Below are 13,073 nucleotides of genomic sequence, written 5' to 3'. Positions count from 1 at the left end.
ATTTTCTTTTATTTTCTCCCCATTTTTCCCCAACTTAATTATATGAAGCATAGCTACCCCGCTGCTTTGCGGCTATTGGTCAGAACGCTGGTTCTGATTGTACTGGTAGGATTGGCTTGGCCAACGGCGCTGCGGGCGCAGACCTACTCCCTGCCAGTAACTGGCTCCAATACCATCACCACTTGTTCGGGCACGCTGTATGATGATGGCGGCCCCAACAACAGCTACTCGACCTACGCCAACGGCGCAACGACCATCGTGCCGGCCACGGCTGGTAACAAGGTGCGGTTGCAATTCACGTCGTTTGCCGTGGAAGCGTACTACGACCATGTGTACATCTACGATGGCAGCAACATCAGCGCGCCGCTGATTGGCTCGTATGATTCGAGCAATCCGCCCACGACGGTGTACGGTACCACGGCTTCGGGGGCACTCACGGTGCAGCTGACTTCCGATGGCATCGGGCAGTACAGCGGGTTTGCGGCCACCATTGGCTGCGTGACTACGGTGCCACCGCAAGCCCAAGCCGATTTGGCCGTACAAGGCGCCTCATTGTCGCCGCTGAGCGTGGTAGCGGGCAACAGCGTTTCGGCCAGCTGCTACATCTACAACTTGTCGGGGGCAACGGCCAGCAGCAGCAACGTGGGCTATTACCTCTCGACGGATGCCACCCTGGACGCTGCCGACCAGTTGCTGGGCAACTCCATCGGTTATTCCCTGCCTGTCAACCAGTCGTCGTCGCGCTACGCTACCCTCACGGTGCCAACAGGCACAACGCCGGGCAACTACTACGTGCTATTTGCTGCCGATTACCTCAACCAGGTAAGCGAGAGCAATGAGAACAACAACGTGTCGTCGGTGAGCATCACCGTGACGCCGCCGAGCGTGGACCTGACCATTCTGCAAGCCACGGTATCGCCGCAGAATACGGCTGCGGGCAACCCGCTAAGCATGAGCTGCTACATCGTCAATCAGGGCAATGCGCCGGCTGCCAGCAGCAGCGTGGGCTTTTATTTCTCGACCGATGCCACGCTGGATGCGGCCGACCAACTGCTGACCTCGCAGTACGGTGCTCAGCTGTATCCGCCATACTCTTCGTCGCGCTACGGCACGGCGGCGGTGCCAGCGGGTACCGCGCCGGGCACGTACTACATTTTATTTGTGGCCGACTACCAGAACCAAGTAAGCGAGAGCAACGAAACCAACAACGTTTCGGCCGTAAGCATCACCGTTTCGCCGCCCGGCGTCGACCTCGTCATTCAGCAGGAACAGCTGTACCCTTCTTCGACAGTGGCCGGCAACTCGCTGCAAGTAAACTGCACGATATTCAACCAAGGCAACATCACAGCGGGTAGCAGCACGGTTGGGTTCTACCTGTCAACCAACACGACGTTCGATGCCGCCGATGTGCTGCTGAGCACGGTGACCGGTGGCACGCTAACCGCCAACCTTGGCAGCTACCGCTCGGCCTACCCAATTGTGCCGCTGGGCACTGCGGCGGGCAACTACTACGTCCTGTTTGTGGCCGACCCGGCCAATGCCGTGACCGAATCGGTCGAAACCAACAACGTGCGGAGCCTGCCCCTCACGGTGGTGGGCGCCACCATCGACCTGACAGTGCAAAGCGCTTACCTCACGCCTACCTCGGTGGCGCCGGGCGGGGTAACGTCGGCATCGTGCTACCTCTACAACCAAGGCAACGCACTGGCCAGCAACGCCACCATCGGCTACTATCTCTCGACCAACCTAACGCTGGATGCCAGCGACGTGTTGCTAGGCAACACGACCGGGAGCGTGTCGGGCGGCTATTATGCATCGCGCTACGCCAGCCTGACCGTGCCGACTGGCACGGCAGTGGGCAGCTACTACGTCCTGTTTGTAGCCGATTACCTGAACCAGGTGGCTGAAACCAACGAAAACAACAACATCGCCACGGCAACGCTGCAAGTAGTGGCGCCCGGTGTCGACCTGAACATTACGCAGGCCTACGTGAACCCGTACACCACGGCGCCCGGCAATACGCTGAGTGCCAGCTGCTACATCAACAACATAGGCAACACCACGGCCAGCAGCAGCACGGTAGGCTATTACTTGTCGACGGACCAAGTGTTCAGCACGAATGACGTGCTGATGCTGAACAGCCCTGGCTATACCCTGGCCGCGGGCCAGTATTACTCGCACTACGACAGCCCGGTAGTACCCGCCAGTACTGCCCCCGGCGCGTACTATGTGTTGTTTGTGGCCGACCCGCTCAATGCCGTGTCGGAAACCAACGAGAACAACAACGTGGCTTACCAAGCCATTCAGGTGCTGGCGCCGAGCGTTGACCTGCAAATTCAGCAACCCGTGCTGTCGACTGCCAGCGTGACGCCGGGCTTCTCTGTAGGCGGCAGCTGCTACATTTATAATGGCGGCAACACCACGGCCAACACCAGCACAGTGGGCTTTTATTTGTCGACGGACCAAGTGTTCAGCACGAATGATGTGCTACTGACCTCCACCACGGGCACCTCCTTGTTCCCAGGGCAAAGCTCGTCGCGCTACGGCAGTCTGATTATTCCAACGGGCACTACGGCAGGCAACTACTACGTCCTGTTCGTCGCCGACCCATTGAACGTCGTCGCTGAAACCAACGAGAACAACAACGTGGCCTACCAGTCCTTGACCGTGCTGGGGCCGTTTACGGGCACCTTGGTGCCGTTCTCGGGTACGGCATCTGTGACCACCTGCTCGACCACGATTTACGACAACGGCGGGTACAGTAATTACGCTGACTATTCCAACGGTTCGCTGACCATCCGGCCTGGTACGGCGGGTTCGATGGTGCAACTCGTCTTCAACTCGTTTGCGCTGGAGTCGGGCTTCGACTACGTGCGCATCTACGATGGCACCACCATCAATGCGCCGTTGCTGGGGTCCTACACCGGTACGCAGGGCCCGCCGATTACCGTGGCGACCAACGTGGATGGTGCCCTGACCGTGCAGTTTACCAGCGACGGCAGCGTGACGTACAGCGGCTTCGATGCCACGGTGAGCTGCGTGGCCGCGCCCCAGTCGGACCTGCTGCTAACCCAGATTGGCGCGTCTCCTTCGTCGGTGCCTGCTGGTGGCAACTTGTCGCTCAGCGCCACCATTGCCAACCAGGGAAGCGGCCCGGCCGCCAGCTCGGCCGTGGGCTATTATCTGTCGACGGACCGGATACTGAGCGCCAATGACCGCCTGTTGGGCACCAGCACCGGCACAGCGTTGGGCCCCAACTTGGACGCTGCTCGCCAACTGGTAGCGCCGGTGCCCAGCAACGTGACGCCAGGCCCGTATTTCGTGCTATTTGTGGCCGACCCGGCAAATGCCGTAAGCGAGTCGGACGAAACCAACAACTTGGCTTCCTTGGCCGTGACCGTAACCCAGGGACTGGCCAACCGCGACCAGACGACGGGCTACACCGTGGCCGTGGTACCCAACCCGGTGGCCGCCGGCAGTGCGCTGCAAGTGGCCCTGGACGGCGTAGGCGCCAGCGGCAAGGCGTCGCTTGACCTCTACAATGCGCTGGGACAGCGGGTGCTTTCGCAAGCGATGCAGCTGGGCACGGGCCGCGCCAACCGTGCCGAAATTGCTACCCAGGGCCTCGCCACGGGTGTCTACACGCTGCGCCTTACAGGAGCCGGGCTGAGCGTGACGCGCCGCATCGTTATCGAATAAGCGCGCTGGCGCCGGCCGGCTCGGCCAGAGCAGGCAGCGGGGGCGGTTGGCCGGGCACATGCCGGGCTAGCCGCCCCCGCTTATTTTTGGCCATGCAAGCATTCCTCAGCTATTGGCTAACGCAGCGGCCGACGAGCAGGCGCAGTGGGTGGTTGGCACAGTGTGGCGGGGCGCTGCTGGTAGTGGCAATGGTCGCAATGAGCCCGCTACGGCAGCCGGTGCCGCGCCGGCCTGGGCAAGCGCTGGCGGCGGGACAGTTTTTGCGGGCGGTGCTGCGGGCTGATTACCAAGGGGCGTATGCCCGGCTGGCTCCTGAAGTGCGGCAGGCCATTAATTTCGGGCAGTTTGAACAAGCAGCCCAGTCTATCTGGAAGAATGGCCAGCGGCACGGTCGGGGCATCGAGCTGTATAAGCTGGGGGTGCGATTGGGCGATGGTCGCGCCTCGCGCCTCTTTTACGCCTTCTCGTTTGCTGCCGATTCGAGCCTGCAAGCCCCATCGATATTACTTGAGGTGACGTTTCGCGACACTGCCTCGCGGGCCGTGCTGGGCTTTGGTGTGCGGGCTGGGCAGGCGCAGCAGCTCCCGCGTAACACGCCCGCCGGTAAAACCACCCATAAAAGAAAATAGGGCAACTGGTTATGCTTCGACAAGTTTAGCAGGACCATTTTCTTTATTCCATACGAACTACGGAAGGCAGATTTTGCCGAGGCTCAGGGCTGGATTTCCGGCAATGGTTTCGTTGGCCAATACCGCAAAGAGCACGGCTTCTTTGGCATCAGCCGGAATGCCCAATTCATCAATGGAAGCGAAACGGACTTCAGGCAACAACCGCCGGAGCGCGGCCATAAGTGTGGCATTGTGGCTGCCGCCTCCGCTCACGTAGGCTACTATTTCGGCCCCCACTGTTGCCAGCATGCTGCTCTGTTGAGCTGCCAGCGCCACGCCCGTGGCGCTTAACTCCACCAAAGTAGCCAGCAAGTGCTGGGCGGGAAGGGCACTGGTGTGCGTGCGCGCCTGGGCTGCCCGCAGGTAGTCAATTCCAAATAGCTCGGGCCCCGTGGTTTTGGGCAGGGCTGCCGCGAAAAACGGGTGAGCCAGCAGTTCGCGCAACAGTTCCGGATGCGCGGCACCCTGGGCAGCAAGGGCGCCGTGTTCGTCGTAAAGGCGGCCGGGGTAATGCGCTCGGGTGACGGCGTCGAGCAAAGTATTGGCCGGCCCGGTATCGGTGGTGAGGGCTGGGCCGGTTGAGGAATCGGCGGGCAGGTAGGTGAAATTGCCAATGCCACCCAGGTTGAGCAGCAAGCGGTTTTCGGTGGGCGCAGCAAAAAGCAACTGGTCGGCAAAACCTGCCAGCGGAGCCCCTTCGAAGCCGTGCGCCACGTGCTTCTGCCGAAAATCGGCCACGGTGATGATGCCCGTGAGCGCCGCCAGATGGTCGCCATCACCGATTTGCAGGGTGGCGTGGTGCCCAAAATCGGTTCGTTGGTGCTGGTGAGCGGGGGCGTGCCAGAGGGTTTGGCCGTGGCTGGCCAGCAGGTCGACAGCGGCGGGCTGAACGTGCCAGGCGCTGAGGCAGGCTAACACCTGCGCCGCGTGGTAGCGGCCCAGTTCGGCATGCAGCAGGGTGAGGTCCTGCAAGGCAACGTTGGGCTGCGAAACGGCGCGGATGCGCTGCCGCAGGTCGGTGGAGTAGGGCACGGTTTGGAACTGCTCCAGCGCAACGCGCAGCGTGTTTCCGTGGCCCTGGCAGGTGCATAGCGCAACGTCCAACCCATCGAGCGAGGTACCCGACATCAATCCCACCACCCGGCGCGTCGGTTGCTGGGCCAGGGAAAAAAGTCGCGCTAGAGACGGATTCAGCAAGTTGTATGGGCCTTTGAGAACTTTTTGCCGAGTACAAAAAGGAGTTTGTGCCTGCTTGTACCCATACGGATGAGCTGTGGGTGGTTAAGCGGCAGCTTTCGCTCCTCCGGCCAGTCGCGAGTAGGAAGCCGGGCGCTCGTAATAGCGCTGGAGGCCGATGGCCAGCCAAAATACGACCACCACCCGCGGTTCCTGCCAGAAGTCCTGTGAAAGCGAATGCAGCAGGAAGAACAGGAAATAGACCGTGAAGCCTACCTGCAACGGCGTAGGCCGCCAGCGAAAAGCCCAGCGCAACTGCCGCCCCACCAGGTAGCCGAGCAGCATGAGGCCCGAAAGCAGCCCCAGCGCCCCGGCCTCGACCAGCCAGCTGAGGTAGAGGTTGTGGGCGTTCATGCGCCGCAGGGTGGTGAGGTAGGTGGGATGGTTGGGCGAGTGCCGGACGAAGTCGAGGTAGCGGTCGGGGAAGGTGCCGGGCCCCACGCCAATCACGGGTTCCTGCTGGTAGAGGTCGAGGCTGAACAGCCAGCGGTTCAGGCGCTCGGCGTTGGACTCGTTGGTGGCCGAAAAGTCGCTCACCGTGCCCAGCTCGTGCAGCAGATGCGTGTTGACGAGCGAGGCATTGGGGTATATGCGCGTCAACGTCTGCCAGGCCGCGAAGATGAGAACCCCCGCCACGGCCCACGGCAGGAGCAGACGCCGGCCCGCCGACCAGCCCGCATAAGCCATCAGAAGCAGCGCCTGGGCCGATAATGACACGTAGGAAGCGCGCGAGTAGGAGAAAGCCACCACCATGAGCACCGCCGTCAGCAGCGCCGTCACCAGCACCCGCCCCCGCACGTTCTGGGCCCAGGGGTGGTAGAGCAGCACCAGGTTCAGCACCAACACCAGGGGCTCCAGCAGCACCGTCAGGTTGGTGTGCCCGTTTTTAGAGAAGGGCTGGGCAACGACGTAAGAAATGCTGTAGGACAAACCCATAAATAAGTGCCGCGTAAGCACATAGGCCACCAGCAAAGACGTGCCCACGGCCAGCGCGCCAATGGCGCGCAGCCACTCGGTACGGTTGAACACCAGCACCCGCGGCACGCAGTAGCCAAACAGCACGTAGAGCACCAGCGTGGTAAAATACTTGGCCGATACCAGCAAATCGCTGGAAAAGACGGTGGCCACAAACATGGCGCCGAAGTGAAAAGCAATCAGCTTGTCGAGCCGGTGGCTGCTGAGCGGCCACGCCAGCCAGCCGCCCAGCAGGCCCAGCACCGTGAGGCCCACCGTGAGGGCCATCAGCGGTTCGGAAGCCACCATCAGACCCAGGTGAAACCGGTCCGAAAACCAGTCGACCGAGAGCGGCAGGCTGGCCAACGAAAGGTAAAAGAGCAGCAACAGCCGCGAACGAAAACGCGAGATACTCATGCGTAACAAGTCAGAATAAGAAAGCCCGGCGCCCGCCCGGCGCGGGCCGCTCCGTAATTAGCCGATTTTTTTGCCCGCCATGGCTTGCTGAATGGAGATGTTCATCACGCGCTCAGCGTAGGGCCGGGTCAGCTCGTCCAGTTCGTCCATGGCTTTCAGGATGGGGTCGCGCTCGATGCCGGCCAGGGCGGTGCGCAGGATTTCGGCCTGTGCTTCGGTGGCCGTGAGTTCTTCAGGGGTGAGGTGCTCGCGGTTTTTGCGCGTGAAATTGCTTACCTGGTACAGCAGCTGCTCGGCGGCCGTGCGGGCCTCAATGAGCAGGCGGGCAGCCACGTCGTCCTTGGCGTTCATGAGCGAATCCATCAGCATTTGCTCCACCTGCTCATCGGTCAGGCCGTATTGGGGCTTGATTTCGACTTGCTGGCGGGTGTTGGAGCGCAGCTCAATGGCCTCGACCTGCAAAATTCCGTCGGCGTTCAAAAGGAAGTTGACATCAACTTTCGGCAGGCCCGCCGGCATGGCCGGAATGCCGGTGAGCACAAACTCGCCCAGCTTGCGGTTCTGGCTCACGAGGTCGCGCTCGCCTTGGTATACGGCTATCTTCAGGTTCACCTGGCCGTCCACGCTGGTGGTGTACTGGCGGCCGGCCTTGGTCGGAATTTTGGAGTTGCGCGGGATAATGGGGTCGAGCAGACCGCCCAGCGTTTCGATGCCCAGCGTGAGCGGGGTCACATCGAGCAGCAGCACGTCGCGCCGGTTGCCGGCCAGAATATCGGCCTGAATGGCGGCCCCCAAGGCCACTACTTCGTCGGGGTTAAGGGAGTTGTTGGCCGGCTGGCCGAAAAACTCCGACACGGCCTCGAACACGAGCGGCACGCGGGTGGAGCCACCTACCAGCAGCACGGCATCGAGTTTAGTTGTTAGTTGTTGGTTGTTAGTTGTCAGGCTTTGGTTAGTACTACCAACTAACAACGGAGAACCAACAACTAATCCTGCATCGGCTACGGCCTGGCGGCAGGCGGCGATGGTGCGCGCCACCAGCGGCCGGATGAGGTCGTTGAACTGCGCGCGGGTGAGCGTGACGGTGGTATTCTGGCCCGCTTCGTCGGTGAGTTGGGTGGTGAAGTCGTCGTGCTGGCTGAGGTAGCGCTTGGCCATTTCGGCGGCCAGGCGCAACTGCTGCTGCAGGTGCGGGTTGGTTTGGTAGGCCGTGGGCAGTTGGAAGGCCTCCTGCCAATGGTCCGACACGGCCCGGTCGAAGTCGTCGCCGCCCAGGTAGGTGTCGCCGTTGGTGCTCAGTACCTCAAAAATGCCCTGCTGAATGCGCAGAATGCTGATATCGAAGGTGCCGCCGCCGAGGTCGTACACAGCCACGGTTTTTTCCTCGTCGGGGCTCAGGCCGATGCCGTAGGCCAGGGCGGCGGCCGTGGGCTCGTTCACAATGCGCAGCACCTCGAGGCCCGCCAGGCGGCCGGCGTCGCGGGTGGCCTGGCGCTGCGAGTCGTTGAAATACGCCGGCACGGTGATGACGGCGCGGTTCACCGGCGTTTTGAGGGCGTGCTCGGCGCGGGCGCGCAGTTCCTTCAGGATGTCGGCCGACAGCTCAATGGGAGAGAAAAAACGGTCGTCGACCCGGATTTTAACCAGTCCCTCCGAATTATCGTCGATGATTTTATAACCGAGCTGGGTGGCATGCTGGCCCAGGTCGCGGTAGCTTTTGCCCAGCAGGCGCTTCACCGAATAGATGGTGCGCTGCGGGTCGGTAAGCAGGAATTCGCGGGCCTCGTTGCCCACCACGGGGTCCAGGCCCTCGGCTGGGAAGTGCACCACCGAGGGCACGATGGTGCCCCGGCCCTGGTCGTTGATGGCCAGGGGCTGGCGGGTGTCGGGGTGCACGTAGGCCACCAGGCTGTTGGTGGTGCCGAGGTCGATACCGACAATAATTTCTTCCTGTTGGAGGCTGCCGGTGGCGAGGTTGATTGCGACTGTAGCCATATATAAGTAAGCCACTGGCAACAGTGGCCTAAAAAGTAGTAAAAAGATAACACTCGTTAGTGCGGTGCAAAAGTAGCGCTAAACCCCGCCGGGCCAGAAAGAATGCGCTTTCACGATTGAAGCAGCTAGAAGACCGAATTATTTTAGGAATATTTTGATGGCTTTTAAAACCGAAATCAGTTAAGCTCTCGTAAGGGAAATACAACCGCACACAATCGTTTGGGATGCCAGATTACCGGAAGGTTCCGGGCGGTACTGTGCTGCTTATTTTTTGCTCCTATTCTTTTCACATTTCAAACCAACCCTTTTTTGTTCATGAAAAACCTGCTTACTCGTCCCCTTTTCCACGTTGCGCTACTCGCAACCTCGGTGGGAGGGATGCTGGCCTGGAGTGGTCAGCACAACACGCTGGAGGCCTCGAGCCACCGCGAAGCCCCGCTCATCGCCGATGACCCGCTGGCCGATAACACCGACCTCTACGCCTTCCGCAGCCCCGATTCGCCCGCGAACGATGCCAACGCCAGCGTCACCATCATCGCCAACTACATTCCGCTGGAGCTGCCCCAGGGCGGCCCCAACTACAACACGTTTGGGGAGAATATTCGCTACGAAATCCACGTGAAGAACGGCACGGCCGGCAATGCCGGCGACGACATCACCTACCGTTTCACATTTACGCGCACCAACCAGGACAATACTACTTTTTTCAACATCCGGTTGGGGATGCAGAACCTGAGAACCACCTACATCTGCGAGAAAAGCGTGGGTGGTGGGGCTTTCACCACCATTCTAAACAACGGCGTGGTGCCGCCGCCCAACATCGGCCCGCGCTCCATCAACGGGCCGGCCGGTCTGAACCAGGCCTTGCCCTACGGTACGCTCATGACGGGCACTACCTACCTGCAGACCCTGGCCGACGGCACGAAAATCTTCTGCGGCCCGACGGACGACCCATTTTTTGCTGACCTGGGCGGCATCTTCGACCTGGGCGGCATCCGGGCTCCCGGCGCCGCGCGCGACGGCCTGGCCCGCAAAAACACCCACGCCATTGCCATGCAGATTCCGGTGTCGGTGCTGAAGAAAGCCACGGCTCCGGCCCTGACGACGACCACCAACATTCTGGATTCCAACTACATCATTGGGGTGTGGGCTTCGGCTAGTCGTTTGTCAATCAAAACGCTGTCGGCTACCGGCGCGGCCCCGACCTATTCGGGCAACTACGTGCAGGTATCGCGCATTGGCATGCCGCTGCTGAACGAAGTTATCAACCCCATTGGCTCGAAAGATGCCTGGAACTCGGGTTCGCCCTATGCCGAAGTGGCCGCCACCGACGACTACCTCTCCAACCCCGAACTGGGCCTCTACATGGCCGATAACGCTCCGGTAGCTCCGGCAGCCCCCAAAGTGGCCGGCCAAACCTACTACGGTGAGGCAGTCCCCGGACTCGGGCCGCTGCGCATCCAAAGCAAGTCGCTGGCGGGCCAGGCCTTGCTGGGCGGCGCCAGCTTCGCTGGCTTTGACTTCCGCAACGGTGCGGCGGGTCTGAGCGGTTTGGCCGGTAATGCTTTGTTGAACGGCACGGCGCTGGCTCCCATTGCCAGCGGTGGCTACGGCGAATACCTGCTGGTAGCCGGCAAGCCCCGCTCGGTTGACATCAAGCCCATTTTCCATACGGGGGTGCCCAACGCCATTCCGTATCAGTTGGCCGTGGGCAAAAACGGCAACCCGTTGGCTGCCGGCAAACCTTTCATCAACAACTTCCTGCTGGTGGGCGCCTCGCCCAGCAACCCCGGTGGCGACATGCTGCGCCTGAACATGGCCGTGCCCCCTACGCCCCGCAACTCGGCTGATTTCAGCTCAGAAGGCCTGCTGGCCGCCGCTGCCATTGCGCTGAACCCGACTGCCAACCCGGCTTACACCATGTACAACAACACCACGGTGCAGAATATTCCGAACATGGACGGCTTCCCCAACGGCCGCCGCCTGGAAGACGACGTGACCCGCATCGAGCTGCAAGCCGTGGGTGGCGTAGTACTGGCCGCCGTGGGCCTGTGGTACGACGACTACACGCCCACCAGCACCAGCCCCGTGACCACGCAGCTGGGCCGCGTATTGAATTTCAATGCCGGCATCACGGCCAACGACACCACGTTCCGGGCTTCGTTCCCCTACGTGCAGCAGCCCTGGAGCGGCACCACGGCCCAGCGCGTAGCCTTGGCGCAGCGCTCGACCAGCCTTGGCCTGTCGCCGGACCTGACCGTGGCCCAGGTGTACCCCAACCCCTTCATCGACCGCACGACGCTGCGCTTTGAGCTGCCCGCCAAAGGCACGATGAGCATCGTAATCAGTGACGTAGCTGGCCGCCAGGTAGCTACCATTGCCAAAGACAAGTCTTTTGTGCAGGGTGTTAACGAAGTGACCTGGACGCCGGGCCGCGACGTGGCCCCCGGCCAGTACATCGCCACGCTGTATAACGGCAAAACGGTGGTGCAATCGGTGCGCATCGAGCGCCAATAAGCTGCCTTAGCCGCTAAGAGAAAGAGCCGTCGTTTGGTCCGTTTGGGCTGGCGGCGGCTCTTTTTTCGTAGCTTTCACTAGCCAACCATTCCCGCTCATTTCCTTCCTTCTGTCTTGAAAAAGTATCTATACCCCAGTTTGCTGGTGGTATTCGGCCTGCTGGCCGCCGCCATTTTTTTCTTCAAAAAACCCGAGCACCGCACCCCCGAGCTGAAGGAGCGCCACGGCGACCTGGCCGCCGGGGGTGAGTGGCTCAATACCAAAGCCGCCATCGAAGGCCTGCTGGCCAAGCTGCGCACCAACCCCGACGACCACAAAAGCCGCCTGCTGCTGGCCCAGGCCTACATGCAGGAAGCCCGCGTGACCGGCGACCACCCCTATTACGACGGCGCCGCCATGGAGCTGCTGGAAGAAGTTCTCAAGGCCGAGCCCGAAAACTTCGAGGCACTGTGCTGCAAGGCTTCCCTTTGCCTCACCCAGCACCACTTCGCCCAGGGCCTTGGTATTGCGGAGCAGGCCCAAAAGCTGAACCCCAACAGCGGCTTCGTGTACGGCCTGCTGACCGATGCCAATGTGGAAATGGGCCACTACGACGAAGCCGTGAAGGTGGCCGACAAGATGAATGCCCTGCGTCCCGACCTGGCCGCGTATGCCCGCGTGAGCTACCTGCGCGAGATTTACGGCGACGTGCCCGGCGCTATTCAAGCCATGGACCTGGCCGCCAAGGCCGGCTACGTGGGCCTGGAGCAAACTGAGTGGACCCGCGTGGCCTTGGGCCACCTCTATGAAGTGAGCGGCGACACGGCCCGCGCCCGTGCCTACTACCAAATGGCCCTGACGGCCCGGCCCGGCTATGCCTACGCGCTGGCGGGCCTGGGCCGCATGGCGGCGGCTCATAAGGACTACGCGAAGGCCATTGGCCTCTACAAACAAGCCCGCATTACGGTGAAGGACTACGCGTTTTCGGATGAACTGACGGACCTCTACCGCCTCAACGACCAGCCGGATGAAGCAAAGAAAATGGCCGAGGAGTCCATTGACATGCTGGCGAATGCAGCCAAAGAGGCCGACAGCAACGAGCAGATGGGCCACTACGCCGACCGCGAACTAGCCTATGCCTACCTCAAAACCAACGAGCTGGACAAGGCCCTGGAGCACGCCAAAATTGAGTACGCTCGTCGGCCCGACAACATCGACGTGAACGAAACCATGGCCTGGGTGCTCTACAAGCGCGGCCAGTTTGCCGAAGCCCAGAAGTACATGCAGGTGGCCCGCCGCACGGGCTCCAAAAACCCGGTGCTGCTGTGCCGCGCCGGCCTTATCCTCACCAAGATGGGCAAGACGGCCGAGGGGCAGACGCTGATTGAACAGTCGCTCAAAACCGCGCCCTATCTGAACCCTGACGTGGAAGCGGAGGGCAAGAAAATGCTAGCCGCCCGCTAGAGCGTAGTTCAATGAAAGCCCGTCCTGCTCATCTGGCGTGGGGGGGGGCGGGGGGGGGAAAAAGGTTCGGGGGGGCGGGGGCCGGGGGGGGGGGGGGGTTTTTAGTCTTTTTTTATAAGGTTCTTTTGGCTCGTTGGGGGGAAA

7 protein-coding genes are annotated in these 13,073 nt (G+C 61.4%); 4 read left to right on the top strand and 3 right to left on the bottom strand.

Annotation, left to right across the window (positions count from 1 at the left end; translation table 11 throughout):
- Positions 1 to 42 precede the first annotated feature (42 nt).
- Positions 43 to 3,699: a CARDB domain-containing protein gene (locus JKL48_RS17240; protein WP_201985264.1), complete on the top strand. Its 3,657-nt coding sequence runs from the start codon at positions 43 to 45 to the stop codon at positions 3,697 to 3,699.
- Positions 3,700 to 3,791: 92 nt separating this feature from the next.
- Positions 3,792 to 4,328: a hypothetical protein gene (locus JKL48_RS17235; protein ID WP_201985258.1), complete on the top strand. Its 537-nt coding sequence runs from the start codon at positions 3,792 to 3,794 to the stop codon at positions 4,326 to 4,328.
- A gap of 57 nt (positions 4,329 to 4,385) precedes the next feature.
- Here the strand turns inward: JKL48_RS17235 and JKL48_RS17230 are convergent, their stop codons facing one another.
- The 3 genes from JKL48_RS17230 to hscA all read right to left on the bottom strand — a co-directional run bounded on the left by JKL48_RS17230 (position 4,386) and on the right by hscA (position 8,969).
- Entirely contained in the window at positions 4,386 to 5,564 is a 1,179-nt protein-coding gene (locus tag JKL48_RS17230; protein ID WP_236668883.1) for an anhydro-N-acetylmuramic acid kinase, read from the bottom strand.
- Positions 5,565 to 5,648: 84 nt separating this feature from the next.
- Positions 5,649 to 6,974, bottom strand: a complete 1,326-nt coding sequence (locus JKL48_RS17225) for an O-antigen ligase family protein (protein ID WP_201985256.1) — start codon at positions 6,972 to 6,974, stop codon at positions 5,649 to 5,651.
- A gap of 57 nt (positions 6,975 to 7,031) precedes the next feature.
- Positions 7,032 to 8,969 carry a Fe-S protein assembly chaperone HscA gene (hscA, locus tag JKL48_RS17220; protein ID WP_201985254.1) on the bottom strand — a complete coding sequence of 646 codons (1,938 nt, stop codon included), beginning with the start codon at positions 8,967 to 8,969 and terminating at the stop codon, positions 7,032 to 7,034.
- 315 nt (positions 8,970 to 9,284) lie between these two features.
- On the opposite strand from hscA, the gene JKL48_RS17215 reads away from it, so the two are divergent.
- Both JKL48_RS17215 and JKL48_RS17210 read left to right on the top strand, forming a co-directional pair.
- Positions 9,285 to 11,486: a DUF4331 family protein gene (locus JKL48_RS17215; protein WP_201985251.1), complete on the top strand. Its 2,202-nt coding sequence runs from the start codon at positions 9,285 to 9,287 to the stop codon at positions 11,484 to 11,486.
- Between the two features lie 114 nt (positions 11,487 to 11,600).
- Entirely contained in the window at positions 11,601 to 12,929 is a 1,329-nt protein-coding gene (locus JKL48_RS17210) for a tetratricopeptide repeat protein (RefSeq protein ID WP_201985239.1), read from the top strand.
- Positions 12,930 to 13,073: the final 144 nt, after the last annotated feature.

This window comes from Hymenobacter rubidus (genome assembly GCF_016734815.1).
GTDB lineage: Bacteria > Bacteroidota > Bacteroidia > Cytophagales > Hymenobacteraceae > Hymenobacter > Hymenobacter rubidus.
The sequence above is the reverse complement of the archived record's forward strand: the minus strand, read 5'-3'. Positions and strand labels throughout refer to the sequence as shown.